Source organism: Pseudomonas fluorescens group sp. (assembly GCF_020093335.1).
In the GTDB taxonomy this organism is placed as follows: domain Bacteria; phylum Pseudomonadota; class Gammaproteobacteria; order Pseudomonadales; family Pseudomonadaceae; genus Aquipseudomonas; species Aquipseudomonas petroselini.
Genome location: NZ_JAIOKW010000027.1, coordinates 49033 through 73656 on the forward strand (window position 1 = coordinate 49033; position 24624 = coordinate 73656).

General features: G+C 60.9%; 25 protein-coding genes. 8 read left to right on the forward strand and 17 right to left on the reverse strand.

The features are described from left to right. The first annotated feature begins 17 nt into the window (after positions 1 to 17). The 3 genes from K7431_RS22600 to K7431_RS22610 are packed head-to-tail and all read left to right on the forward strand — an operon-like array spanning position 18 to position 2520. The gene (locus tag K7431_RS22600; RefSeq protein WP_012721515.1) at positions 18 to 1025 is read left to right on the forward strand and encodes a methionine ABC transporter ATP-binding protein; all 1008 of its coding nucleotides are present in this window, start codon (positions 18 to 20) and stop codon (positions 1023 to 1025) included. Then, the gene (locus K7431_RS22605; protein ID WP_012721514.1) at positions 1025 to 1699 is read left to right on the forward strand and encodes a methionine ABC transporter permease; all 675 of its coding nucleotides are present in this window, start codon (positions 1025 to 1027) and stop codon (positions 1697 to 1699) included. Before K7431_RS22600 ends, K7431_RS22605 begins: the two co-directional genes overlap by 1 nt. Before the next feature lie 50 nt (positions 1700 to 1749). After that, positions 1750 to 2520 (forward strand): MetQ/NlpA family ABC transporter substrate-binding protein, encoded by a 771-nt coding sequence (locus tag K7431_RS22610; RefSeq protein ID WP_012721513.1) that lies wholly within the window; start codon positions 1750 to 1752, stop codon positions 2518 to 2520. Between the two features lie 143 nt (positions 2521 to 2663). On the opposite strand, the gene K7431_RS22615 is transcribed toward K7431_RS22610, so the two are convergent. The 5 genes from K7431_RS22615 to K7431_RS22635 are packed head-to-tail and all read right to left on the reverse strand — an operon-like array spanning position 2664 to position 6587. Next, positions 2664 to 3299, reverse strand: a complete 636-nt coding sequence (locus K7431_RS22615) for an SCO family protein (protein WP_012721512.1) — start codon at positions 3297 to 3299, stop codon at positions 2664 to 2666. Beyond that, positions 3296 to 4195, reverse strand: coding sequence for a heme o synthase (gene cyoE, locus K7431_RS22620; RefSeq protein ID WP_012721511.1), 900 nt, complete (start codon positions 4193 to 4195; stop codon positions 3296 to 3298). Before cyoE ends, K7431_RS22615 begins: the two co-directional genes overlap by 4 nt. Continuing rightward, positions 4183 to 5262 carry a COX15/CtaA family protein gene (locus K7431_RS22625; protein WP_012721510.1) on the reverse strand — a complete coding sequence of 360 codons (1080 nt, stop codon included), beginning with the start codon at positions 5260 to 5262 and terminating at the stop codon, positions 4183 to 4185. The genes cyoE and K7431_RS22625 overlap by 13 nt, the downstream gene beginning before the upstream one ends. Positions 5263 to 5272: 10 nt before the next feature. Further along, positions 5273 to 5857, reverse strand: a complete 585-nt coding sequence (locus tag K7431_RS22630; protein WP_012721509.1) for a hypothetical protein — start codon at positions 5855 to 5857, stop codon at positions 5273 to 5275. Then, entirely contained in the window at positions 5823 to 6587 is a 765-nt protein-coding gene (locus K7431_RS22635) for an SURF1 family protein (protein WP_012721508.1), read from the reverse strand. Before K7431_RS22635 ends, K7431_RS22630 begins: the two co-directional genes overlap by 35 nt. A gap of 28 nt (positions 6588 to 6615) precedes the next feature. Between K7431_RS22635 and K7431_RS22640 the strand changes: the two genes are divergently transcribed. Continuing rightward, the gene (locus K7431_RS22640; protein ID WP_012721507.1) at positions 6616 to 6819 is read left to right on the forward strand and encodes a twin transmembrane helix small protein; all 204 of its coding nucleotides are present in this window, start codon (positions 6616 to 6618) and stop codon (positions 6817 to 6819) included. Positions 6820 to 6825: 6 nt separating this feature from the next. Here K7431_RS22640 and K7431_RS22645 read toward each other — a convergent pair whose 3' ends face one another. The 4 genes from K7431_RS22645 to coxB form a co-directional block, all read right to left on the reverse strand. Beyond that, positions 6826 to 7713, reverse strand: coding sequence for a cytochrome c oxidase subunit 3 (locus K7431_RS22645; protein ID WP_012721506.1), 888 nt, complete (start codon positions 7711 to 7713; stop codon positions 6826 to 6828). A 35-nt stretch (positions 7714 to 7748) separates the two neighbouring features. Continuing rightward, entirely contained in the window at positions 7749 to 8300 is a 552-nt protein-coding gene (locus K7431_RS22650; RefSeq protein ID WP_043204603.1) for a cytochrome c oxidase assembly protein, read from the reverse strand. A 147-nt stretch (positions 8301 to 8447) separates the two neighbouring features. Then, positions 8448 to 10034 (reverse strand): cytochrome c oxidase subunit I, encoded by a 1587-nt coding sequence (ctaD, locus tag K7431_RS22655; RefSeq protein ID WP_012721504.1) that lies wholly within the window; start codon positions 10032 to 10034, stop codon positions 8448 to 8450. Between the two features lie 58 nt (positions 10035 to 10092). After that, the gene (gene coxB / locus K7431_RS22660) at positions 10093 to 11220 is read right to left on the reverse strand and encodes a cytochrome c oxidase subunit II (protein WP_012721503.1); all 1128 of its coding nucleotides are present in this window, start codon (positions 11218 to 11220) and stop codon (positions 10093 to 10095) included. Between the two features lie 368 nt (positions 11221 to 11588). Here coxB and K7431_RS22665 point away from each other — a divergent pair, with 368 nt between their 5' ends. After that, positions 11589 to 12236 carry a hypothetical protein gene (locus K7431_RS22665; protein WP_012721502.1) on the forward strand — a complete coding sequence of 216 codons (648 nt, stop codon included), beginning with the start codon at positions 11589 to 11591 and terminating at the stop codon, positions 12234 to 12236. 68 nt (positions 12237 to 12304) lie between these two features. Here K7431_RS22665 and K7431_RS22670 read toward each other — a convergent pair whose 3' ends face one another. From K7431_RS22670 to K7431_RS22695, 6 genes are all read right to left on the reverse strand, one after another. Continuing rightward, positions 12305 to 13852 carry a SulP family inorganic anion transporter gene (locus K7431_RS22670; protein ID WP_012721501.1) on the reverse strand — a complete coding sequence of 516 codons (1548 nt, stop codon included), beginning with the start codon at positions 13850 to 13852 and terminating at the stop codon, positions 12305 to 12307. Between the two features lie 85 nt (positions 13853 to 13937). Then, entirely contained in the window at positions 13938 to 14669 is a 732-nt protein-coding gene (locus K7431_RS22675; RefSeq protein WP_043204601.1) for a carbonic anhydrase, read from the reverse strand. 227 nt (positions 14670 to 14896) lie between these two features. Then, positions 14897 to 15955 carry a PA0069 family radical SAM protein gene (locus tag K7431_RS22680; RefSeq protein ID WP_012721499.1) on the reverse strand — a complete coding sequence of 353 codons (1059 nt, stop codon included), beginning with the start codon at positions 15953 to 15955 and terminating at the stop codon, positions 14897 to 14899. Between the two features lie 81 nt (positions 15956 to 16036). Then, a complete protein-coding gene (locus tag K7431_RS22685; RefSeq protein ID WP_043204600.1) occupies positions 16037 to 17335 on the reverse strand; it encodes a cytochrome c in 1299 nt (432 codons plus the stop codon). Between the two features lie 12 nt (positions 17336 to 17347). Further along, positions 17348 to 19132: a GMC family oxidoreductase gene (locus K7431_RS22690; RefSeq protein WP_012721497.1), complete on the reverse strand. Its 1785-nt coding sequence runs from the start codon at positions 19130 to 19132 to the stop codon at positions 17348 to 17350. 2 nt (positions 19133 to 19134) lie between these two features. After that, positions 19135 to 19887, reverse strand: a complete 753-nt coding sequence (locus K7431_RS22695) for a gluconate 2-dehydrogenase subunit 3 family protein (protein ID WP_012721496.1) — start codon at positions 19885 to 19887, stop codon at positions 19135 to 19137. A 273-nt stretch (positions 19888 to 20160) separates the two neighbouring features. Here K7431_RS22695 and K7431_RS22700 point away from each other — a divergent pair, with 273 nt between their 5' ends. After that, positions 20161 to 20817 (forward strand): phosphatase domain-containing protein, encoded by a 657-nt coding sequence (locus K7431_RS22700; RefSeq protein ID WP_043206094.1) that lies wholly within the window; start codon positions 20161 to 20163, stop codon positions 20815 to 20817. Positions 20818 to 20890: 73 nt separating this feature from the next. On the opposite strand, the gene K7431_RS22705 is transcribed toward K7431_RS22700, so the two are convergent. Both K7431_RS22705 and prlC read right to left on the reverse strand, forming a co-directional pair. Further along, complete coding sequence (locus K7431_RS22705) at positions 20891 to 21166, reverse strand: YheV family putative zinc ribbon protein (RefSeq protein WP_012721494.1); 276 nt, start codon at positions 21164 to 21166, stop codon at positions 20891 to 20893. Beyond that, on the reverse strand, positions 21163 to 23214 hold the full coding sequence (prlC, locus tag K7431_RS22710; RefSeq protein ID WP_043204597.1) for an oligopeptidase A: 2052 nt from the start codon (positions 23212 to 23214) through the stop codon (positions 21163 to 21165). Before prlC ends, K7431_RS22705 begins: the two co-directional genes overlap by 4 nt. Before the next feature lie 102 nt (positions 23215 to 23316). Here prlC and K7431_RS22715 point away from each other — a divergent pair, with 102 nt between their 5' ends. After that, a complete protein-coding gene (locus tag K7431_RS22715; protein WP_012721492.1) occupies positions 23317 to 23859 on the forward strand; it encodes a gamma carbonic anhydrase family protein in 543 nt (180 codons plus the stop codon). After that, on the forward strand, positions 23856 to 24515 hold the full coding sequence (locus K7431_RS22720) for an HAD family hydrolase (RefSeq protein WP_012721491.1): 660 nt from the start codon (positions 23856 to 23858) through the stop codon (positions 24513 to 24515). The genes K7431_RS22715 and K7431_RS22720 overlap by 4 nt, the downstream gene beginning before the upstream one ends. The last annotated feature ends 109 nt before the right edge of the window (positions 24516 to 24624 follow it).

Here is a 24624-nt window from a genome sequence, read left to right on the forward strand (position 1 = left end):
CCCACAAGGTTCGCTACGTGATCGAGTTTCAAAACGTCCATAAAACCTACCGCGTCGCCGGTAAGGATATTCCCGCGCTGCACTCCACCAGCTTGAGTGTCGAAAACGGCCAGGTATTCGGCCTGATCGGCCACTCTGGTGCGGGCAAAAGCACCCTGCTGCGCCTGATCAACCGGCTCGAAGAACCGAGCGGCGGCAAGATCACGGTGGATGGCGAAGAAGTTACCGCCCTGGATGCCAACGGCCTGCGCCGTTTCCGCCAGCAGGTCGGGATGATCTTCCAGCACTTCAACCTGCTGGCCTCCAAGACCGTCGCCGACAACGTGGCGCTGCCGCTGACCCTGGCCGGCGAATTGTCGCGCAAGGACATCGACCTGCGAGTGGCCGAATTGCTCGCCCGCGTCGGCCTGTCCGACCACGCCAAGAAATACCCGGCGCAGTTGTCCGGTGGTCAGAAGCAACGCGTCGGCATCGCCCGCGCCCTGGCGACCAAGCCAAAGATTTTGCTGTGCGACGAAGCGACCAGTGCCCTTGACCCGCAGACCACCGCTTCGGTGCTTCAACTGCTGGCCGAGATCAACCGCGAGTTGAAGCTGACCATCGTGCTGATCACCCATGAAATGGACGTGATCCGCCGCGTCTGCGACCAAGTTGCCGTGATGGACGCCGGCGTGATCGTCGAGCAAGGCTCGGTGGCCGATGTGTTCCTGCACCCCAAGCACCCGACCACTAAACGCTTCGTGCAAGAAGCCGAGCAGGTCGACGAAGGCGAGCAACACGATGACTTCGCCCACGTGCCGGGCCGCATCGTGCGCCTGACATTCCAGGGCGAAGCGACCTACGCACCATTGCTGGGTACCGTCGCCCGGGAAACGGGGGTGGACTACAGCATCCTGGCCGGTCGTATCGACCGCATCAAAGACATCCCTTACGGGCAACTGACCCTCGCCGTCACCGGTGGTGACATGGAAGCCGCGTTTGCACGCTTCACCGCCGCCGACGTCCACATGGAGGTCCTGCGCTAATGGAAGTCCTGATGAGTTTCTTCGCCAATATCGACTGGTCTGAAATCTGGCTGGCCACGGGCGACACCATGACCATGCTGTTCGGCTCGCTGTTCTTCACCGTGGTGCTCGGCCTGCCGCTGGGTGTGCTGCTGTTCCTGACCAGCCCGCGCCAACTGTTCGAGCAGAAGGGCCTGTACGCGCTGCTGTCGCTGATTGTGAACATTCTGCGCTCGCTGCCGTTCATCATTCTGTTGATCGTGATGATCCCGTTCACCGTGCTGCTCACCGGCACTTCGCTGGGTGTGGCGGGTGCGATTCCGCCGCTGGTCGTGGGCGCGACGCCGTTCTTCGCGCGGTTGGTGGAGACCGCCTTGCGTGAAGTGGACCGCGGCATCATCGAAGCCACCCAATCCATGGGCGCCAGCACGCGCCAGATCATCACCAATGCCTTGCTGCCAGAAGCCCGTCCGGGCATTTTCGCAGCGATTACGGTGACGGCGATTACACTGGTGTCCTACACGGCCATGGCCGGTGTGGTCGGTGCCGGTGGCCTGGGCGACTTGGCAATCCGTTTCGGTTACCAGCGCTTCCAGACCGATGTGATGGTGGTCACGGTGGTGATGCTGTTGATCCTGGTGCAAATTCTGCAAACCGTCGGCGACAAGCTGGTGGTGCACTTTTCTCGAAAATAACGGCCATGGCCGGCCCCCGCCGGCCCATGCCCGAACAAGGAGCTTGTTGGATGAAAAAACTACTGGTTGCTTTCGCCGCCGTTGCCGCGTTTTCCGCCCACGCCGAGACCATCACGGTCGCCGCTTCGCCGGTTCCTCACGCGGAAATCCTGGAGTTCGTGAAACCTGCCCTCGCCAAAGAAGGCGTAGATCTGCAGGTCAAAGTCTTCACCGACTACGTGCAGCCCAACGTACAAGTCGCGGAAAAACGCCTGGACGCCAACTTCTTCCAGCACCAGCCGTACCTGGATGAGTTCAACAAAGCCAAGGGCACTCACCTGGTGAGCGTCGGCGCCGTGCATCTGGAACCACTGGGCGCTTACTCCAGCAAGTACAAGAAGCTGGCCGACCTGCCTGACGGTGCCAACGTGGTGATCCCGAACGACGCCACCAACGGCGGCCGCGCGCTGCTGCTGCTGGCCAAGAACGGCCTGATCACCCTGAAGGACCCGACCAATATCCTGTCGACCATCAAGGACATCACTGGCAACGATAAGAAGCTCAAATTCCGCGAACTGGAAGCCGCCACCCTGCCGCGCGTGCTGACCCAGGTCGACCTGGCGCTGATCAACACCAACTACGCGCTGGAAGCCAAGCTGGATCCGTCCAAGGACGCCCTGGTGATCGAAGGCAACGACTCGCCTTACGTGAACATTCTGGTGACCCGCGAAGACAACAAGGATTCCGACGCGGTGAAGAAGCTGGTAGCAGCCCTGCACACCCCTGAAGTGAAGCAATTCATCGAAGAGAAGTACAAAGGCGCGATCAAGCCGGCGTTCTGATGTAACCCGATCTCCCAAGCACTGGAGATCAAAAAATGTGGGAGGGGGCTTGCCCCCGATAGCAGTGGGTCAGCCACCAAAGCAATGACTGACACTCAGCAATCGGGGGCAAGCCCCCTCCCACATTTGTTATGTGTCGCCTGTTAGTTGCGCTTTAACAACCCCGGCAACTGCGCCACCAGCTTCTGGTTATTCAACGGCGCACGAATAAACCCGCGCTGCGTCCCATCCGGCCCGATCAGCGCCAGGTTGCCGCTGTGGTCGACGGTGTAGTTCGGCTTGCTGGTATCGGCAGGTATGAACGGAATGCTCACGGCATTCGAGACCTTCTGCACATCCTCCACATTCGCGCCGGTCAGGCCCTGGAACTGCGGGTCGAAGTAGCCCAGGTACTGCTTGAGCTGGGTCGGCGTATCGCGGTTCGGGTCGACGCTGACCAGGATCACCTGCAGCTTATCCACAACGTCCTTGGGCAGTTCGCTCTTGATCTGGCGCAGCTGGGCGAGGGTGGTCGGGCAGATGTCCGGGCAGAAGGTGTAGCCGAAGAACAACAAGCTCCACTTGCCTTTCAACTCATTGACCACCACCGGCTGCCCTTCCTGATTGGTCATGGTTACCGGCGGCAGCTGGCGACTTTGCGGCAGCAGGATGATGCCGGCGTCGATCAAGGCGGTGGGATCGCCCTGGCCTTTGCCACTCAGCACTTTGTTGACGGTCAGGCCCATGATCAACGCGACAATGGCCACCAGGATAAAGACAGTTTTTTGAGTTCGAGTCATAGGTTCAACAGTAGGTAGTGGTCTACGAGCAGGGCGATGAACAGCAGCAGCAAGTACCAGATAGAGTACTTGAAGGTGTTGATCGCCGCGTGCGGCTGAGCGCCACGGTACAGCACCCAGGCCCATTGCAGAAAGCGCCCGCCCAATACCAGCGCACACGCGAGGTACAGCAGGCCGCTCATATGAATGACATAGGGCATCAGGCTCACTGCCAGCAGGGCGAAGGTATAAAGCAGGATATGCACCTTGGTGTAATGCTCGCCATGGGTGACCGGCAGCATCGGGATATCGGCCTTGGCGTATTCCTCCTTGCGGTGAATGGCCAGGGCCCAGAAGTGCGGCGGGGTCCAGGCGAAGATGATCAGCACCAGCAGCAAGGGTTCGGCGCTGATGTGGCCGGTGACGGCAACCCAGCCCAACAGCGGCGGCGCGGCTCCGGCCAGCCCACCGATCACGATGTTTTGCGGCGTGGCACGCTTGAGAAAGCCGGTGTAGATCACCGCATAACCCAGCAACGAGGCCAGCGTCAACCAGGCCGCCAGCGGGTTGGTGAACGCCAGCAGCAGCGCCAATCCTGCAACCGCCAGAAACAATGCAAACGCCAATGCCGCCAGCGGCGACACACGGCCCTCCGCCAACGGCCGCTTGTGAGTGCGCGCCATCACCGCGTCGATGCGCCGATCCACCACATGGTTGACCGCCGCCGCCCCCCCCGCACACAGGGCAATCCCCAGGTTGCCAAACACCAGCACCGTCCACGGCACGCCGGCGCGGGTCGCCAGGAACATCCCCACCAGCGAAGTGATGAGCATCAGCACCACCACCTTCGGCTTGGTCAGCTCCAAATAGTCTCGCCAGATCGCCTGGCGGTGGCGCGCGCCGATCAAGGTCGCCATGGCATCTCTCCTTTAAGGGTGATGAGGCCCGATACGTGTTTGCGCGGGATAAAGCGCCAGCCGAACGGCAGCTGGTTGCGCACCCGGACCAGGCTGGTGCGGGCGTGGTAGTTGACCAGTACCAGCGTCAGCAGCAAAGCCGCACCGCCGGCGTTATGCCCTACCGCAACCGGCAGCGGCAGATGGAAGTACACGTTGCTCAGGCCCAGGCAGATTTGCGCCGCCAAGGCGATCAGCAGCAAGCCGGCCAATCGCGTCATGCCGACCGCGCGTAATTGCCAGGCCAGGCCGAACAGCACCAGGCTGACGATGACGGCGCCCATACGATGGGTGAGGTGGATGGCGGTGCGCGCCTCGCTGTCCAGCTGCCCGCCCAGGTAGTTGGGGCCGATGTGCTGGGTGAGATGAAAGCCATTGGCAAAATCCGCTGCCGGCCACCACTCGCCATGACAGGTCGGCAAATCGATACAGGCCACCGCCGCGTAGTTCGAACTGACCCAGCCGCCCAACGCAATCTGGCCGATCACCAGCACCAGGCCGGCGGTTGCCCAATACTGCAGGCGCTTGGGCACGATCAAGGCGGGCAACACCCCGGACAGGCGCAGGGTCAGCAGGAACAGCAGGCTCAAGGTCGCAAAGCCGCCGAGTAAATGCCCCGTCACCACCTGCGGCCACAGCTTCAGCGTCACCGTCCACATGCCAAACGCCGCCTGCGCGAACACCACCGCCAGCACGAACAGCGGCAATTTCACCGGCTGCCCCGGATCGCGCCGATGGCCCCACGAGCGCGCGGCCAGCAATACGATCAGCAAGCCCAAGGTGCCGGCAAAGTAGCGATGCGTCATCTCGGCCCAGCCCTTGTCCGCTTCCACCGGCGTATCAGGGAAGTGCAGCTCGGCATGGGCCAATTGGGCTTCGGTCTTGGGCACGCTGATAAAGCCGTAGCAGCCGGGCCAGTCCGGGCAGCCAAGTCCGGCGTGAGTCAGGCGGGTATAGGCGCCGAGCAGCACGACAATCAGCGCCAGCAAGGTGGCAAACAGCGCGAGGCGAAATCCAGGTTTGGCCATGACGATGCCCTTATCCGATGTTGGACAGTTTCAGCAGGTGGCGCAGGTCGTTGAGCAAGTCCTTGCCCTTGACCTTGGCGTCGTAGCGCAACACCAGGTTGCCGTGGGGATCGACGATCCATAGCTGCGCATCACCCGGCGCACCGGCATTTTTGCTGAAGGTCGAGAGGTCCAGCGGGTAACGTTGCAGTTGCGGGTACTCGGCCTTGAGCTTGGCGTCATAGTCGCTGCCCAGCGGCTGAGCACTGGCCAAGGCATGGCTGGCGCGGGAGGCATCGCGCCCCAGGCCAATCTGCAATTGCCGCGCGAGGTACACCAGTTGCTGGCAATCCGCGGCGCAAGCGGCGGGCGCGGTCACCAGCAGTTGCCAACGCTGTTCATCAGCCTGCACGCCGATGTCGGCGCGGGTCTGGCCGTTGCCGATCATTTCGCCATGGTAACTGCGGCTGTCCGGCACCCAGAACTGCAGCTTGTACATGAAGGTCGCCAGCGCCATCGGACCGATCACCATCATCAGGATCAGGATCAACTGCCAACGGCCTTTGCGCCGATCAGGCACTTCAGACATGTTGAGTGGATTCATGGCCGCTCCCATGGGGCTTCTCCTTTTTGTTGTGCCATCCGAGGTAGAGGTAAAGCGCCAGCAGGGCCAGCGACATGGCGAACCACTGCACGGCGTACGCCAGGTGTTTTTCCGGCCCCATGGCCACGATCGGCCAAGTGGTTTCGTAGGTGCCGGGGCCGGCTTCGGCCCGCAGCTCGTAGGCGAAACCGCTGCGTCCCAGCTCCGCCCACAATGCGGCCGGGTGCAGCGCCGTCAGCAGGCGCGGCCATTGCGCGCCCGCCGGGTCGGCGTGCAGCTGGAAGGTTTCGCCGGGGGCGACGTAGACCCAGGCATCCAGGTTCACAGGTTGCTCAGGGGTGCTGAAGACCGGTGGCGTGCGCCGATCCGGCCAGGGCAGCCAACCACGATTGAGCAACAGCCACAGGCCGCTGGCCTGGTCGTGGAAGGGTTGCAGCAGTTCAACGCCGGCCTTGCCGTCGCGCATGCGGTTATCGAGGAAAACGCTGTGTTCGGCATCGAATTGTCCGCGCAGCCGCACACGGCGAAAGGCCGGGTCAGGCATATCGGTGAGTTGCGCACTGCTGATCGGATCCGCTGCGCGGCGCTCGGTGTAACTGTCCACCAGCAGCTGCTTTTCATGGCCGCGAGACAGCTGCCAGAACCCCAGCCCCACCATCAACGGCAGCAACACCAGCACCACTAAGGTGGGTGCGATCCCTGGACGAAAGCGTTTTGCGGCGCTGGCTATACTTGTTTTCATTGCCCGCCCATCCCATTGGAGCCCGACCATGCTCAAAGCCGCCATTGCCCTGATGCTGATCGCGACCGTTGTGAGTCTGTTCAGTGGCTTGTTCTTTCTGGTCAAGGACGAGGGCAACTCCAATCGCCTCGTCACCGCCCTGACCGTGCGTGTCGTACTGGCCGTGATTACCCTGGCGTTGATCACCTGGGGCTTTTTCAGCGGCCAACTGGTTTCTCATGCGCCGTGGTAAACCGCTTCACAGCACATAGACGAAGAAAAACAGCCCGATCCACACCACATCCACAAAGTGCCAATACCAACTGGCCGCCTCGAAGCCGAACTGGTGCTCGGCATTGAAATGCCCCTTGAGGATGCGCATCAGCATCACGAACAGAATGATCGTGCCGATGGTGACGTGGGCGCCGTGAAATCCGGTGAGCATGAAGAAGGTCGCGCCGTATACGCCCGAGCCCAAGGTCAGGCCCAGCTCTTTATAAGCGTGGATGTATTCCTCAGCCTGGAACCCCAGGAATGCCAGGCCCAGCAGCACCGTGATCGCCAGCCAGATCTTCAGCGCACCGCGATGGCCTTTGCGCAGCGCATGGTGGGCGATGGTGATGGTCACGCTGGAACTCACCAGCAGGATGGTATTGACCAGCGGCAGGCCCCAAGGGCTGATGGTGCCTTCCGGCGCGGGGTACATTTTCGGATCGGGGTTGTTCAGCAACGGCCACGCAAATTCGAAATTCGGCCACAGCATGTGCGCAATGCCCTTATGCCCTTCGCCGCCCAGCCAAGGGCCGGACATGTGCCGTACATAAAACAGCGCACCAAAGAATGCGATAAAGAACATCACTTCGGAAAAGATGAACCACGTCATGCCCCAGCGGAACGAGCGGTCCATCTGCGAACTGTACAAACCGGCGCGGCTTTCCTTGATCACCGCGCCGAACCAGCCAAACATCATGTAGGCCACCAGCAGGCCACCGATGAAAAAGATCCACGGGCCGTGGGATTCCGGGCGCGCCGCCTTCAGGTCGTTGAACCACACGGCCAGGCCGTACACGGTGACCAGCATGCCAATCGTGGCAATTATCGGCCATTTGCTTTGCGCTGGTACGTAGTACGTATCATGAGTCGACATGTATTCGCTCTCCTGATTGAGCGGGCAAACAGTAGCTAGCCCCCGGTGTGAACAGCCACCGGCGGTTGGCGCGCAGTGATATCAAACAGCGTGTACGCCAGGGTCAAATGCTTCACATCCTTGGGCATGTCACGGTCGACAATGAAGCGCACTGGCATCTCGATACGCTGGCCTGGCTGCAGCACTTGCTGGGTGAAGCAAAAGCACTCGGTCTTGTGGAAATACATCGCCGCTTCGGCCGGGGAAATACTCGGTACAGCCTGTGCGGTCATGGGTTTGTCGGTGGGGTTGTAGGCCACGAACAACATCTCGGTCACCGCGCCTGGGTTGACCACCACTTCGTCAGCCTTGGCGTAGAAATCCCAGACCATGTCGATGGCGTTGGTGGACAAAAATTGCACACGCACCTGGCGCGTTGGGTCCACCACCTGCGACCCCTCGTACTGCCCGGCCGTCTTGCCGTTGATGCCGAACGCCTTGCACATCACGTCGTAGATCGGCACCAGCGCAAAGCCGAAGGCGAACATTGCCACCACCAGGATCAGCAGGCGGGTGACCAGGCGCTTGATCGGCAAGGATTCAGCCATGACGCCCACCCAATGTGAATGAGGCCATTGTGGGAGGGGGCTTGCCCCCGATAGCTGTTTTACAGCCAATAATGATGTCGGCTGACACACCGCCATCGGGGGCAAGCCCCCTCCCACATTGGCCGTGTACGCAGTGCCAAGGCGTGTTCATTTGACCTCCGGCGGCGTCGTGAAGGTGTGGTACGGCGCAGGCGAGGGGATGCTCCACTCCAGGCCTTCGGCGCCATCCCACGGTTTGGCCGGCGCAGGCGCGCCGCCACGGATGCACTTGATCACGATGAACAGGAAGAAGATCTGCGTAGCACCAAACATGAAGGCGCCAATCGACGAAACCATGTTGAAGTCGGCGAATTGCAGGTTGTAGTCCGGCACCCGCCGCGGCATGCCCGCCAGCCCGACGAAGTGCATCGGGAAAAACGCCATGTTCATGCCCACGAAAGACAGCCAGAAGTGCAGCTTGCCCAGGGTTTCGTCGTACATGTGGCCGGTCCATTTCGGCAGCCAATAGTAGGCCGAGGCGAAGATGCCGAAGATCGCGCCGGGCACCAGTACGTAATGGAAGTGCGCCACCACGAAGTAGGTGTCGTGATACTGGAAGTCCGCTGGCGCAATCGCCAGCATCAGCCCGGAAAACCCGCCGATGGTGAACAGAATCACGAAGGCCACGGCGAACAGCATGGGCGTCTCGAAGGTCAGCGAGCCCTGCCACATGGTACTGACCCAGTTGAAGACCTTCACCCCTGTCGGGACGGCGATCAGCAGGGTGGCGTACATGAAGAACAACTCGCCCACCAACGGAATGCCGACCACGAACATATGGTGCGCCCACACGATGAACGAGAGGAACGCGATGCTCGCCGTGGCGTAGACCATCGAGGTGTAGCCAAACAGCGGCTTGCGCGAAAAGGTCGGGATGATCGAGCTGACGGCGCCGAAGGCCGGCAGAATCATGATGTACACCTCGGGGTGGCCGAAGAACCAGAACACATGCTGGAACAGCACCGGATCACCGCCGCCGGCCGCACTGAAGAAGCTGGTGCCGAAGTGGATGTCCATCAGCATCATGGTCACGCAACCGGCCAGCACCGGCATCACCGCGATCAGCAGGAACGCAGTGATCAGCCAGGTCCAGACGAACAGCGGCATTTTCATCAATGTCATGCCGGGTGCGCGCAGGTTGAGGATGGTCGCGACCACGTTGATCGCGCCCATGATCGAACTGATGCCCATCAGGTGGATCGCAAAGATGAAGAACGTCACGCTTTCCGGCGCGTAGGTAGTGGAGAGCGGGGCGTAGAACGTCCAGCCGAAGTTCGGCCCGCCGCCCGGCGTGAAAAGCGTCGAGACCAGCAGCAGGAACGCCGCCGGCAGCAGCCAGAAGCTGAAGTTGTTCATGCGCGGCAGGGCCATGTCGGGCGCGCCGATCATCAATGGGATCATCCAGTTGGCCAGGCCGACGAACGCCGGCATCACCGCGCCGAACACCATGATCAGGCCGTGCATCGTGGTCATCTGGTTGAAAAACGCCGGCTCGACAATCTGCAGGCCGGGCTGGAACAGCTCGGCCCGGATCACCATGGCGAACGAGCCGCCGAGCAGGAACATGGAGAAGGCAAACCAGAGGTACAGGGTGCCGATGTCTTTGTGGTTGGTGGTCAGCACCCAGCGCATCAAGCCCTTCGCGGGGCCGTGGGCATGGTCGGCGTGACCATGGTCATCGATCACAGCGCTCATGGCCGTTCTCCTGCAAGCAAGTGGGCGGGGCGGGTCGAGGTAAACGCCTTGGAATAGGTCATTTGCTTTCCGCCTGCTTGATGGCCAGCACGTCTTTAGGCGTGACCATGTCGCCTTTGTTGTTGCCCCAGGCATTGCGCTCGTAGGTCACTACGGCGGCGATATCCACTTCCGAAAGCTGCTTGCCGAAGGCCGCCATCGCGGTGCCGGGCTTGCCGTGGTAGACGAGGCTCAGGTGGCCTTCCTTCGGTCCGGTGGCAATTTTCGAGCCCTTGAGTGCCGGGAACATCGGTGGCAGGCCCTGGCCTTCGGCCTGGTGACAGGCCACGCACGTGGTGTGGTAGACCTTGTCGCCACGGGCTACCAGCTCTTCCAGCGTCCACTCTTTAGAGGTCAGCTCCTTGAGCTTGGCGGCCTCTTCCTTGCGCTCGCCCAGCCAGGTTTCGTAGTCGGCCTTGGACTTGACCTCGACCACGATGGGCATGAAACCGTGGTCTTTGCCGCACAATTCGGCGCACTGGCCACGGTAGATGCCAGGCTTCTCTACGCGGGTCCAAGCCTCGTTGACAAAGCCTGGGATGGCGTCGCGCTTGACCGCAAACGCCGGTACCCACCAGGAGTGGATCACGTCGGCGGCGGTCACCAGAAAGCGCACCTTGGCCCCCACCGGCAACACCAGCGGCTGGTCGACTTCCAGCAGGTAGTGTTCGCCCTTGGTGGCTTGGTTGTGGATCTGCTCGGCGGGCGTGGCCAGGTTGCTGAAGAACTCCACATCCTGGCCCAGGTATTTGTAATGCCACTTCCATTGATAGCCGGTGACCTGGATATCGATATCCGACTCACTGCTGTCGTAGATATTGATCAGGGTCTTGGTTGCCGGAATGGCCATCGCGATCAGGATCAACAACGGCACGACGGTCCAGAGAATCTCCACGGTGGTGCTCTCGTGGAACTTGGCCGCAACCTGCCCTGTGGACCGGCGATGAACAATCATCGACCAGAACATCGCGCCAAACACGATGATGCCGATCACCACACAGATCCAGAAAATGGTCATGTGCAGGTCGAACACAGCGTGACTGACTTCTGTCGCCCCTGGCGCCATATTCGTTGTCCAGGCGGCGTGCGCCTGGCCGAATACCGACCACAACAGGAGGCCCATCCAAACGTGTGGATGTCGCATCATTGCGGGTTCCCCTTATCGTTCTTGTTATCCCGCCGGTATGCACCTGCGTCGAAGGGAGCGGCTTCCATACTGCTTACAACCGCTTAGCCTTGCCTGCTTATGCAGTCTGGCGTCATCAGCTAATCGCGTACAAATCCGAGTATAGACACGCTCTGCAACCCCGCAATGTGTAGGGGTAAATGAGCAAAAATGAGGTGTTTCAGGCTAATGAAATAGGCGGCGGAATCGTTTATCCCGTTATCTATCGCGATTCGATATAACGCCCGCGCATAACCATGAAATAATTATGACAAATGCGTCTGAGGCGCTCGTATAAACGAGCTACCTTATCCTCTCCCTATTCCTACGCCTGCATGACTGGAGCCTTCATGAACACCGCCGCATTGCGCGAGCAGATTTCCCGTGCTCATCAACACGAAGCCAGCACGGGCCAGCTGGCCCAGCAACTGGAAAAACAATTGCCGCACCTGCATTCGGCCATCGCCCTGGCTGACGGTGATCGCAACATTGTCATGGCCCGCTTTGTGACCGCCTACATCGACCTCGTCCCGGAGTTGCTGGACGCCGCCAACGATGTGGCCCGCGAGGCCGGTATCGAAAGCCAGATCAAGCCGGTGCTGAAGATCGCCGAGCATTTTTTCCTGCAACCACCCGCTATCCTGGCCGGCCATGAAGGGCTCGATGGCCTGCTGGACGAGGCTTACCTGGCTCATCGCCTGGTGGAAGAAGTAAACGATCTGTATATCAAGCATTTCGGTCAGCCGTTGATTCCGGCGGATACCACCGTGGCCAATGTCATCGCCCATCAACTGATCGGCGAAGCGTTTGCCAACCAGCTGGATGAAGCGGTGCACCACGCGGTGGATGAAATGCTTAACGAAGAGAGCTTTGCGCTGGAGTCGGTCGAGGCCTATCGCGAACAACTGAAAAGCCCGGACACGGAAGCGGCGTGGAAGCGCTGGCCGTGCCTGTCGCGGCAGTTGGGGGTTGAGTTGGCGTTGGATCAGCCGGCTTAAACTTTCAGTCTGACGCGAACCAAATGTGGGAGGTGGCAAGCCCCCTCCCACATTTTTATCCGGTTTCGTCAGCCAGTAGAAGCCGCCGAACCTATCCCGGTCGTCGTCCTCACCCGACCTTCCAACCGGCGCTTCAACCCACGCGCCTCGATCACCAGCCTTGAACCCTTCGCCGCATTCGCCCGTCCCCATTCCTCCAGCAACTCCAGGCAGGAATGGTCGATATAGCTCAAGTTATTGAGCGGCACATGCACAGTGCTTCCCGCAGGCACCGTCGACAATACCTGGGTCAACGCCGGCACTTTCAGAAAGGTCGCCGCACCGATCAGACGCAGCTCCATCTCACCGTCCTGGGGCAAGTCGATCAAGCTGACCTTAAGCCGTGACGCCTTGAGCGCCAGCTTGACCAGCGTCAACCCGAAGCCCACCAGAACGCCGGTCAGCAGGTCGGTAAAGATGATCGCCAAAGCCGTCGCCGCATACGTAAACATCGGCATCCGCCCATAGCGCCCGAGGGCTTTGAACGCCTTGATGTCGACCAGCTTGATCCCGGTGTACACCAGCACGCCGGCCAGGCTCGCCACTGGAATGCTTTGCAACACACTCGACAGCAGCAATACAAAGCCCAACAGCCACACACCGTGGAACATCGCCGACAGGCGGGTGGTAGCACCGGCCTGTACGTTGGCCGAGCTGCGCACGATCACACCGGTCATCGGCAGCGCACCTACCAGGCCGCACAGCATGTTGCCTACACCTTGAGCAGACAATTCCTTATCGAAATCGGAACGCTGCCCGCTGTGCATGCGGTCTACCGCGGCGGCGGAAAGCAACGTCTCGGCACTCGCGATAAACGCTACGGCGAAGGCCGCAATCAGCAACTGCGGATCGGCAAGGTTCAGCAGATCACTGGGGCGCAGCCAATCGATGGCATCGGCAAGGTTCTCCGGGACCTCCACACGCTTGACCTGCAACGCCAGCACCAGGCTGACGACGGTGGTCAGCCCCACACCCAGCAAGGCGCCGGGCACAAAGCGCAGCTTCTGCGGGCGGAATTTATCCCAGACGTACATCACCAGCATCGTCGACAAACCGAGCAATCCTGCCTGCCAGCCCAATCCGCCGCCCAAGGTCGGGATCGCCTCAGCCAACGCCGCCGGGAAACCCGCCAGGTTATCCAGCCCCGAAGGCTTGGGCGCGCCATCGAGCATCACGTGTATCTGCGATAACACGATCAGCACGCCAATGCCCGCCAGCATGCCATACACCACTGCCGGGGCCGTGACGCGGAACCAGCAACCCAGGCGCAGACGCCCGGCCACCAGCTGCAGGAAGCCTGCCAGCAGCAGGATCGGCCCAAGCATCATCATCCCATGCTGGCGCACCAGCTCGAACACCAACACCGCCAGACCCGCCGCCGGGCCGCTGACCTGCAACGGCGAGCCGGCCAGCCAACCCACCACCAGGCCACCGATGATCCCAGTGATCAGGCCCTTGGCCGGCGGCATGCCGGAGGCGATTGCGATGCCCATGCACAGGGGCAGGGCGACCAGAAACACGACCACCGAGGCGAGTAGCTCTCGAGGTATTACAGCTTTCAATTGAGCAGCACGCATGATGACTCTCCCGAGGCATTTACCGGGCGCGGTAAAGCCTGGCTGCGTCCATGGCAGCCACCGCTTTACCCGGCAGGGAAGTGTTTTAGAAGCGCGCTTTAGGCGTCGCGGAAGGAATTGGCCCTTCGCCGCCCAACGGTCGGAACGCCGACTGGTCGGCATCGTAGGCGCGGATTTCGCTGGTCTCGATGTTGTAGATCCAACCGTGGATAAACAGTTGACCATTGGCCATGCGCGAGGCCACGGAAGGGTGGGTACGCAAATGCTGCAGTTGGGCGATGACGTTTTCTTCGGTCAGCACCTTCATGCTTTCGCCTTCATTGGCGCAGTCGCAGTTGTCCTCGACCATGGACTTGGCAACCTCGGCGTGCCGCAGCCAGGCCCTTACCGTCGGCATTTTCTCCAGGCTGGCGGGATTGAGGACCGCCCGCATAGCGCCGCAATCGGAGTGCCCGCAGACGATGATGTGCTGCACGCCCAAGGCGAGAACCGCGTACTCGATGGCCGTGGAAACACCGCCGTTCATCTGGCCGTATGGCGGCACAACGTTGCCGACGTTACGCGTTACGAACAGGTCGCCCGGTGAGCTTTGGGTAATCAGCTCAGGCACGATGCGCGAGTCCGCGCAGGTGATAAACATCGCCCGTGGGCTCTGCGCCGTGGCGAGTTTCTTGAAGAGTTCTTCCTGCTGTGGGAAGACGTCGTGATGGAAATGCAAAAAGCCGTCAACGATATGCTGCAGCGCTGCATCGGCGGTTTCAGCCACCGGAGAGGCAGAAGCCGACGCAGCCAACGGCTGTTTATCCTTGTCACTCATGATTCATCCTCTTGATTAATGCAGGGGGAGTTTTCAGCTCAGTTCGACGTCAGGCCAAGGCAATAGTTGTAAACGCTACAAACCGGGCCGCCGACTCATCAGTCACTCGCTGAACAAGGTAACCGTCGAAACTTAACTCAAACTGAATGAACCGCTCTATCTCGCGGCTTTCAGTGATATCAAAACGCGACCATTCCCACAGGGATGTCGCCTTTTACCTCTTCAGTCTACAACAAAGCCATCTGCCTGCCCGGTGGACAAAAGGCGCTGCAATCGAGGTTGAAGCCTTCCCGCCGGTTGAGCCCCAGGCGCTTGATCGCCTTGCTGAAGCGCTGCGCCAGCAAATCGGCAAACGGCCCTTCGCCACGCATGCGCACGCCGAAGCGGCTGTCGTAAACCTCACCGCCCCGCACCTGACGCACCAGGCTCATCACGTGGGCCGCGCGTTGCGGGTAATGCGCCGCCAGCCACTCCTCGAACAACGGCGCCACCTCCAGCGGCAGGCGCAGCATCATGTATGCGGCACTTTGCGCGCCAGCGGCATGGGCTTCGGTTAACAGGCTTTCCAATTCACTGTCGTTGATCATCGGGATCATCGGCGAGCACAGCACGCCCACCGGGATCCCGGCGTCACGCATCACCCGAATCGCCCGCAACCGCGCCTTGGGCGCCGCCGTGCGTGGCTCGAGGATGCGCTTGAGTTCATCATCCAGGCTGGTGAGGCTGATCATCACGGCCACCAGTCGCTGGCGGGCCAGCTCGGTGAGCAGGTCCAGGTCGCGCAAAATCAGTGAACCCTTAGTGATGATGGTCACCGGGTGGCGATAACGCAGCAGCACTTCCAGGGTTTGCCGGGTGATGGTGTACTCGCGCTCGATCGGCTGGTACGGGTCGGTATTGGAACCGAGGTTGATCGGCGCACACACGTAGCCCGGCTTTGACAGTTGCTGCTCCAGCACCTCGGCAGCGTTGGTCTTGGCGATCAGTTTGGTTTCGAAATCCAACCCCGGCGACATGTCCCAATAGGCATGGCTGGGCCGGGCATAGCAGTAGATGCAGCCGTGCTCGCAGCCACGGTAGGGGTTGATCGACCGATCAAACGGCAAGTCCGGCGAGTTGTTGCGGGTGATGATGGTCTTGGCCGTTTCGATGCGCACTTCGGTGCCCTGGGTCGGCGGCACTTCCTGGAACCAGCCGTCGTCTTCGGCCACGCTGGCAGTGGGCGCAAAGCGGTTGTGCAGGTTGGTGGCCGTGCCCCGGCCTCGGGGTGGCAGCGGAGTAGACATGAAAGCGCCTCGATACTGTTTTTATATACAGTATCGAGGCGCGAGGTTTCTGACCAGTGCCGTTTGGCGGCCAGGGAGGGATCAGTGCTTTTGCGTCACTTGTCCCAGGTCATCGCCAGAGGTGGTACGCATGTCGTTCTGGCGCAGGTTCTCCACGTCGCTGGCGGTCACAGGCGCGCCTTTATTGCCCCAGCTACCCCGGATGAAACTGACCACGTCGGCCACCTCCTGGTCAGACAGGCGCCAGGCGAACGCCGGCATGGTGAACGTCGACGGCGCCGCGTGGGTAGCCGGCAGAGTACCGCCGTTCAACACGAGGTTGATCAACGATGTGGCATCCGCCGTCTGCAACACCGGGTTGCCCGCCAACGCCGGGAACACGCGTGTATAACCATGGCCATCGGTACGGTGGCAGGCGGCGCAGTTGTCGATATACACCGAGGCGCCGCGCTGGCTGTCATCGCCTTTCCACAGGGCATCCGCTACCTGCTTGTCGTACGGGTGCGGCTGATCCTTGGGGTCCACCGCCGGCAGGCTCTTGAGGTAACGGGCGATAGCCGTCAGGTCATTTTCCGACATGTACTGCATGCTGTGGACGACAACATCGCTCATGCCACCAAACACCGCACTGCGATCACTGCGACCGGTCTTGAGAAATTGCACCAATTGCTCCTCGCTCCAACTGCCGAGGCCGTCCTTGTGGTCACCGCGCAGGCTCTTGGCAATCCAGCCTTCCAGTGGCGCGCTGCCGGACAGGAAGGCGTTGCCGTCAGTGGCGCTCAGGGCTTTTTCCTGCATGGTCAACGCCCGTGGCGTATGGCACGCGCCGCAGTGGCCGAGGCCTTCCACCAGGTAAGCGCCACGGCTGATCACCGGATCGGCAGCGGCCTGCACCGGATGCTCTTCGACAGACGGGGCAAACATCCATCGCCACGCCGCCAGCGGCCAACGCATGCTCAAGGGCCAGGGAATATCGCTGTCCTTGTTCTCCTGGGCGACCGGCTCAACACCCTTCATGAAATAGGCATACAACGCCTGCATATCGCTGTCACTGACGCGTGCGTAAGACGGGTAGGGCATCGCCGGGTAAAGCGTACTACCGCTCTTGGCGACGCCATGGCGCACGGCCTTGTCGAAGTCTTCGAAGCTGTAGTCGCCCAGGCCGGTCTTGTGCGGGGTGATGTTGGTGGAATAGATCACACCGATGGGGGTTTCCATCGGCAGCCCGCCGGCAAAGGGTTTGCCGCCCTTGGCGGTGTGGCAGGCCACGCAGTCACCGGCGCGGGCCAGGTATTCCCCTTGCTTGATCAAGTCGGTTTCAGCGGCGCTCACCGAGCAGCTGCTGAACAGGGCGAAGGTCGCGATAACAAGTGCTTTCATGGTCATCGCTCCTTATGCCTGAACCAGTGGGCCGGGGTTTTTCAGGTACTGCTCGCGGATCGCACGGGCCGACCAATAGGTCAGCGCCGCCACCAAGCCGGTAGGGTTGTAGCCCAAGCCTTGTGGGAACGCGGAGGCGCCTGGGACAAACACGTTGTGTACATCCCAGCACTGCAGGTAACGGTTCAACGCACTGGTTTTCGGGTCGGTGCCCATGATCGCACCGCCATTGAGGTGGGTGGTCTGGTAGGACGCGGTGTTGAAGTGTTCACCGACCTTTTTGCCAAGCACGGCAATCGCCTTGGGGTTCATCGCCTCGGCGACCTTGCCCATTTTCTCGACCATGAAGCGGTTCATCTTGATGTCGTTTTCCTGCCAGTCGAACGTCATCCGCAGCAGCGGCAGGCCGTAGGCATCGCGGTAAACCGGGTCCAGATCCAAGTAGTTGCCCCGGTAGGATTGATGGGCGCCATGGGCATCCATCGACACTTGATGGGTGTAGTAATCGGCGGTGGCGCGCTTCCACGCGCTGCCCCAGGCTGGGGTACCCGGCGGGTTGGAGGTGCCGGCAATCGGTCGGCTGCCGGCCTGGTTCACCCACATCGGCGAACCGCCCACGAAGCCGTGAGGCCCGTGGTCGAAGTTATCGGCGTTGAAGTCATCGATGGCCACGCCATTACCGCCCGCACCGATGAAGTTGTTGGTGTGGGTGTCCTTGTCGAAGAACGCCTTGATGGTCGCCATGTTCTGGTAGGCGAAGTTCCTGCCCACCACGCCCTCATTGGTAATCGGGTCGTAGGGCTTGCCGATGCCCGACAACAGCATCAAGCGCACGTTGTGAAACTGGAAGGCACCGAGAATCACCAGATCGGCCGGCTGCTCGCATTCGCGACCCTGGGCGTCGATATACGTCACGCCGGTGGCCTTGCTCTTGGTGCTGTCGAGGTTGACCTTGAGCACGTGGGAATTGGGCCGCAGCTCAAAGTTCGGCACCTGCCGCAGCGCGGGCAGGATGTTCACGTTCGGCGAGGCCTTGGAATACATGTAGCACACGTAGCCACTGCAGAAGCCACAGAAGTTGCACGGGCCCATCTGCGCGCCGTAGGGGTTGGTGTAAGGCCCCGATGTATTGGCTGACGGCAGGTTGTAGGGTTTGTAACCCACGCTGGCAGCCGCTTTCTGAAACAGCTGTGCGGAGACGGTGTTCTTCTGCGCTTCCAGTGGGAACGGGTTGGAGCGATCCGGTGCATACGGGTTGCCGCCACGGCCTTCGCCTACTCGCTGACCTTTCACGGTCCAGGCTTGGCCGGAGGTGCCGAAGACTTTTTCCGCGTAGTCGAAAAACGGCTCCAGCTCTTCATAGCTGACGCCGAAGTCCTGGATGGTCATGTCCTTGGGAATGAACTGCTTGCCGTAGCGCTCTTCGTAATGGCTGCGCATACGCAGCTCGATCGGGTCGACCCGGAAATGCACGCCCGACCAGTGCAGGCCCGCGCCCCCCACGCCATTGCCCGGCAAAAACGCACCTAACTGACGGTTAGGCAGGGCAACGTCATTCACGCTGTGGCGAATGGTCACCGTCTCTTTGGAGATGTCCTGGAAGAGTTTCTTACGCACGCTGTAGGTCAATTCGTCGATGACCTGGGGATAGTTGCCGTCCGGGTAAGTGTCCTGCATCGGGCCGCGTTCCAGCGCGACCACGTTGAGACCTGCTTCCGTCAGTTCCTTGGCCATGATCGCGCCGGTCCAGCCGAAGCCTACGATCACTGCATCCACTTTCTTCATGATGGTCGCCACGCTTATGCCCTCTCGCCACGGATTGAAACGGCCGGGAAGGGGTACTGCTCGTTGCGTTCCACCCAGTCCATGAAATCGGCGCGGGCGCCGGGGAAGCCGATCATGGTCCAGCCGACCATGCCTTTGTTGCCGCCGTGAATCGGGTCGCAGAAGAACCCTTCCTTGGTGTTTTGCAGCAACAGATTGAAGAATATCTTCGGCGGCACCGCCTCGAAATGCGCAGCAACTTCGCCACCGCCAGCCTCCAGGCGGCGCAACATATCGTCTCGGGTAGCGCTGTCTTGCGCAGCAAAAACCTTACCGTTGAACGCCTTCGACCAGGCATCCGTCGCGGCAATACCTAAGCGGTAGATCTCCTTGGGGACCAATTTGCTCTGCCAACCCATTTCCGGCGGCGCATCGGCGTTGAAAGGGCCTTGCATGAACCACAGGGCTCCGCTGGCATACGGCGTATTCATCTGGCGGTCGATGTATTCCGGCGCACCGGCTTCCAGGGCACCCGGGCCTTGGGCGTCAGCGGGGATCAAACGCTCGACGGCGGCGTTGATAAACGCCCATTCCTCGGCCGTGAAGTAAGTCGGCTCGTAGGCTTTTTCGTCAGCCACAGGCTTGGCAGGCGCAGCCTGGACGGGTTCAGGCGTCGCCATCAGCATCGAACCGCCAAGGCCGGTGCTGGCAACCGTGACCACCGGGATCAAGGTCAAGGATTTGCGCAAAAAGTCACGCCGGGGGTTGTCTTGATCTTGATCAGACATGGTGGCACCTCATCATGTGGTCACGGGTTTATCAGCCGCTTCTGGGAGTGGCTTGGTGTTTTTGAGCAGCGAGTTGGATCCAAAAGATCCAAGGAGATAGAACGCAGCAGCAATCAATAGTTACAAATGATAGCAGGCTAAGGATGTAGAGAATCGTTTCAGCGACTAAAGACTGAGGGATTCACGATTCTTTGACGGGCACCTCACGCCTCATTGACCCCCGGCAGACGAAGCTGAACACCCTCTCCACCCTTCTGCCCGGTCATGTCACAGATGCTCAAGAATCAATGGTTGTCGGGTGTAGGCCTCGCGCTCGTGGCACTCTTCACCAGCGCTTACGCCCACGCCGACGAGCCCACGTCCATCCGTTCAGCCGAATGGGCGCAGCCTGTGGGCAACCAATACAACCTTCACCAGATGACGCCCACGCTCTACCGCAGCGCGCTACCGGACGGCAACGCGGCGCCTCTGCTGGAAAAACTGAAGATTGGCACCGTGATCAATTTCCTACCGGAATCCGATGCCGATTGGCTCAAGTCCCCCAACATCCGACAGGTACAGCTGAGTTATCGCACCAACCACGTAGATGACTCCGACGTGCTGGCGGCACTGAGAGCTATCCGGGAAGCCGAGGCCAACGGCCCTGTGCTGATGCATTGCAAGCACGGCTCTGACCGTACCGGCCTGATGGCGGCGATGTATCGGGTAGTGATCCAGGGATGGAGCAAGGAAGATGCCTTGAACGAAATGAGCTTGGGCGGTTTCGGCACCAGCAATGGCTTCAAGGACGGCGTTCGCTACATGATGCGCGCCGATGTCGACAAGTTGCGCACGGCGTTGGCGAGTGGCGATTGCAGCACCAGTGCATTTGCGCTGTGTTCGATGAAAGATTGGATCACGACAACGGGCAAGGACGAAAAAGCACCGTAGTGCACGTGCTGTGAGAGCCGGACGTGCCCGCGGCGCAGGCAAGCCCGCTCCCACAGGGAGCGGGCACCAGACGTTACTCTTTCTTGAGCTTCGGGTTGGGGAAAAACTGCACCGCCTGCACCTTAGGGTCCGCAGGCGCTTTCAACGCCGAGGTATTCACCCGCGTCCCCAACTCCTTGGGCACCGACAGCCCCTGGTCATTGAGGGTGTCGGTATAACCGCAGGCCACACACTCGCGATGCGGTACGTTGTCCTCAGTCCACATCTTCAGCTTGTCCGGCTCACTGCACGCCGGGCAGACCGCCCCGGCGATAAATTGCTTTTTGGTAATCACAGGCCCTTCGCTCATGCTGCCGCGTCCTCACTCAGGCCGCTGTGGCGCAAGAGTGCGTCAATCGACGGCGCCCGTCCGCGGAAGTCGACGAACAGCACCATCGGTGCCTGGGAACCGCCACGTGCCAGGATGGCTTCGCGGAACGCACGGCCGGTCTCGGCATTGAGCACGCCGTCTTCCTCGAACTTGGAGAAAGCATCCGCCGACAGCACTTCGGCCCACTTGTAGCTGTAGTAACCCGCTGCATACCCCCCGGCAAAGATATGCGCAAAGCTGTTAGGGAAGCGGTTGTAGGCCGGCGGACGCATCACCGATACCTCATCGCGCACGCCTTCAAGCACTTGCGCCACGCTGCGGCCATCACCGTGGGTGGCATGCAGTTCGAAGTCGAACAGCGAGAATTCCAGCTGGCGCACCATCATCAGGCCGGACTGGAAGTTCTTGGCTGCGAGCATTTTTTCCAGCAGGTCCTGGGGCAGTGGCTCACCGGTTTCATAGTGACCGGAGATCAGCGCCAGGCCCTCCGGCTCCCAGCACCAGTTCTCCATGAACTGGCTCGGCAACTCCACCGCATCCCAGGCCACACCGTTGATGCCGGACACGCCAGCGTGTTCAACACGCGTCAACAGGTGATGCAGGCCGTGGCCGAACTCGTGAAACAGCGTGGTGACTTCATCGTGGGTCAGCAGGGCAGGCTTGCCGCTGTCGGCCGGGGTGAAGTTGCACACCAGGTTGGCCACCGGGCTTTGCAGCACGCCGTCAATCGTGCGGCGACGGTCGCGGGCGCCGTCCATCCAGGCACCGCCGCGCTTGTTGGCGCGGGCGTACAGGTCGAAGAAAAAGCGGCCGACGTGCTGGCCGTTTTCCTTGATTTCAAACAGGCGGACATCCGGGTGCCAGGTGTCGAAGCCTTTCTGCTCGGCGATCTCGATGCCGTACAGGCGCTGCACGATGGCAAACAGGCCGCCGAGCACTTTGTCGATCGGGAAGTAAGCGCGCAGGGCTTCCTGGGACACGCTGTAGCGTTGTTCACGGAGTTTTTCGCCGTAGAAACCGCTGTCCCAGCTTTGCAGGTCGGCGCAGCCTTGTTCGGCGGCGTAAGCCTTGAGCTGTTGCAAGTCCTGGGCGGCAAACGGCTTGCTGCGCTTGGCCAGGTCACGCAGGAAACTCAGCACCTGGTCGCTGGACTCGGCCATCTTGGTGGCCAGGCTCAGTTCCGAGAACGACGCGTAACCCAGCAACTGAGCCAGCTCCTGACGCAGGTCGAGGATCTGTTCCATCACCGGGCCGTTATCATGCTGACCGGCATTCGGGCCTTGGTCCGACGCACGGGTGCAGTAGGCCGCGTAGACTTCTTCACGCAGGGCGCGGTCCTGGGCGTAGGTCATCACCGCGTAGTAGCTCGGGAACTCCAGGGTGATCAGCCAGCCGTCGAGGCCTTTGGCCTGGGCAGCGGCAGCCATCTGCGCCTTGGCCGAATCGGTCAGGCCGGCGAGGGTGGCCTCATCGGTCACGTGTTTGGTCCAGGCCTGGGTGGCGTCCAGCAACTGGTTGGAAAACTTACTGCCCAGCTCGGACAGTTTGCTTTGCACTTCGGCGTAGCGTTTTTGCTGCTCGGGCGGCAAATCGATACCCGACAAGCGGAAGTCGCGCAGAGAATGTTCCAGGATGGTTTTTTGCGCCACGTCGAAACCGGCGGCTTCCGGGCTGTTGGCCAGGGCTTCAAAGGCCTGGAACAGCGCACGGTTCTGGCCCATCTCGGTGGAGTAGGCGCTCAACGCCGGCAGGCAGCCTTCATAGGCTTCGCGCAGTTCGGCACTGTTGCACACGGCATTAAGGTGGCTGACCGGGCTCCAGGCGGCGCCCAGGCGGTCGTTCAGTTCATCCATGGCCAGGACCAGGCCGGCCCACGTCGGGTTTTTACCCTGGCTTTGCAGGATGCCTTCGATGGCAACGCGGTTGTCGGCGAGGATCTGTTCGATGGCCGGCTGGACGTGCTCGGCACGGATCGCCGAGAACGGCGGCAGGTCGTAGGACTGCAGAAGAGGGTTGTTCGCGCTCACGGTTGGCACCTTGGCTGAAGAAACAGGTAAGAACAAAGATGGGGCCATCTTAATTACAATCAACGTCCACCGCAGCTATCAGCAGAAGAGAGAGAGGCTATCGTGACCCTTCGCACCTATCAGAACCACACGCCGGCCCTGGGCGCCGGGGCTTTTGTCGATATTTCGGCGGTGGTGATCGGCGATGTCGAAATCGGCGCCGACAGCTCGGTCTGGCCACTGACCGTGATCCGTGGCGACATGCACCGCATCCGCATCGGTGCGCGCACCAGCGTGCAGGACGGCTGCGTGCTGCACATCACCCATGCAGGCCCCTTCAACCCGGACGGTTTCCCGCTGTTGATCGGCGACGACGTGACCATTGCCCACAAAGTCATGCTGCATGGCTGCACCGTGGGCAGCCGCATCCTGATCGGCATGGGCAGCATCGTGATGGACGGCGCCGTGGTTGAGGACGACGTGATCATCGGCGCCGGCAGCCTGGTGCCGCCGGGCAAGCAACTCGAAAGCGGTTTTTTGTATGTCGGCAGCCCGGTTAAACAGATTCGCCCACTGACTGACAAAGAACGCGCCTTTTTCACCTACAGCGCCGCGAACTACGTGAAGCTCAAAGACTTGCACCTGGCTGAAGGATTCGACCGATGAGCCTGCCTTACCAAACCGTGCTGTTCGACCTGGACGGCACCCTCACCGACCCGCGCGAGGGCATCACCCGCTCGATCCAGTACGCCCTCGGCAAGCTGGGTATCGACGAGCCGGACCTGAGCAAACTGGAACACTTCATCGGCCCGCCGTTGCTGCAAGCCTTCATGCAGTTCTACGACTTCGACGAGGCCAAGGCCTGGGAAGCGGTGAATTTCTATCGCGAGCGCTTCAAGGTCACCGGCCTGTATGAAAACCGGGTATTCGACGGCGTGATGCCGCTGTTGGAAGACCTGGGCAGCCAGGGCCGCCAGCTCTATGTGGCGACGTCCAAGCCGTGGATATTTGCCCGCGAGATCGCCCGGCATTTCGATTTCGCCAAGCACTTCAAGGTGATCTACGGCAGCGAATTGGACGGCACGCGTACCAATAAGGTCGAGCTGATCGCGCATTTGATCAGTGAAGAAGGCCTGGACCCGAGCACCACCCTGATGATTGGTGACCGCAAGCATGACCTAATCGGTGCGCACAGCAATGGGCTGGATTCGGCGGCGGTGGGGTATGGGTTTGGCAGTTTTGAAGAGTTGAATGCCGAGGCGCCGACTTGGCATTTCGAGACCCTGGCACAGATGCATCAGGCGTTTTTGCAGCGGTCTTGAGACTGCCATCGGGGGCAAGCCCCCTCCCACAGTTGATCTGTATACGCCGTTCAAATGTGGGAGGGGGCTTGCCCCCGATGAGGCCCTAAAGACCTGTCTCTTATACACA

Bases quoted from the DNA above. Each gene is read 5' to 3' on its own strand.
- K7431_RS22605 (WP_012721514.1), top strand. From the start codon at position 1,025: ATGGAAGTCCTGATGAGTTTCTTCGCCAATATCGACTGGTCTGAAATC.
- K7431_RS22610 (WP_012721513.1), top strand. From the start codon at position 1,750: ATGAAAAAACTACTGGTTGCTTTCGCCGCCGTTGCCGCGTTTTCCGCC.
- K7431_RS22615 (WP_012721512.1), bottom strand. From the start codon at position 3,299: ATGACTCGAACTCAAAAAACTGTCTTTATCCTGGTGGCCATTGTCGCG.
- cyoE (WP_012721511.1), bottom strand. From the start codon at position 4,195: ATGGCGACCTTGATCGGCGCGCGCCACCGCCAGGCGATCTGGCGAGAC.
- K7431_RS22625 (WP_012721510.1), bottom strand. From the start codon at position 5,262: ATGGCCAAACCTGGATTTCGCCTCGCGCTGTTTGCCACCTTGCTGGCG.
- K7431_RS22630 (WP_012721509.1), bottom strand. From the start codon at position 5,857: ATGGGAGCGGCCATGAATCCACTCAACATGTCTGAAGTGCCTGATCGG.
- K7431_RS22635 (WP_012721508.1), bottom strand. From the start codon at position 6,587: ATGAAAACAAGTATAGCCAGCGCCGCAAAACGCTTTCGTCCAGGGATC.
- K7431_RS22640 (WP_012721507.1), top strand. From the start codon at position 6,616: ATGCTCAAAGCCGCCATTGCCCTGATGCTGATCGCGACCGTTGTGAGT.
- K7431_RS22645 (WP_012721506.1), bottom strand. From the start codon at position 7,713: ATGTCGACTCATGATACGTACTACGTACCAGCGCAAAGCAAATGGCCG.
- K7431_RS22650 (WP_043204603.1), bottom strand. From the start codon at position 8,300: ATGGCTGAATCCTTGCCGATCAAGCGCCTGGTCACCCGCCTGCTGATC.
- ctaD (WP_012721504.1), bottom strand. From the start codon at position 10,034: ATGAGCGCTGTGATCGATGACCATGGTCACGCCGACCATGCCCACGGC.
- coxB (WP_012721503.1), bottom strand. From the start codon at position 11,220: ATGATGCGACATCCACACGTTTGGATGGGCCTCCTGTTGTGGTCGGTA.
- K7431_RS22665 (WP_012721502.1), top strand. From the start codon at position 11,589: ATGAACACCGCCGCATTGCGCGAGCAGATTTCCCGTGCTCATCAACAC.
- K7431_RS22670 (WP_012721501.1), bottom strand. From the start codon at position 13,852: ATGCGTGCTGCTCAATTGAAAGCTGTAATACCTCGAGAGCTACTCGCC.
- K7431_RS22675 (WP_043204601.1), bottom strand. From the start codon at position 14,669: ATGAGTGACAAGGATAAACAGCCGTTGGCTGCGTCGGCTTCTGCCTCT.
- K7431_RS22680 (WP_012721499.1), bottom strand. From the start codon at position 15,955: ATGTCTACTCCGCTGCCACCCCGAGGCCGGGGCACGGCCACCAACCTG.
- K7431_RS22685 (WP_043204600.1), bottom strand. From the start codon at position 17,335: ATGAAAGCACTTGTTATCGCGACCTTCGCCCTGTTCAGCAGCTGCTCG.
- K7431_RS22695 (WP_012721496.1), bottom strand. From the start codon at position 19,887: ATGTCTGATCAAGATCAAGACAACCCCCGGCGTGACTTTTTGCGCAAA.
- K7431_RS22700 (WP_043206094.1), top strand. From the start codon at position 20,161: ATGCTCAAGAATCAATGGTTGTCGGGTGTAGGCCTCGCGCTCGTGGCA.
- K7431_RS22705 (WP_012721494.1), bottom strand. From the start codon at position 21,166: ATGAGCGAAGGGCCTGTGATTACCAAAAAGCAATTTATCGCCGGGGCG.
- K7431_RS22720 (WP_012721491.1), top strand. From the start codon at position 23,856: ATGAGCCTGCCTTACCAAACCGTGCTGTTCGACCTGGACGGCACCCTC.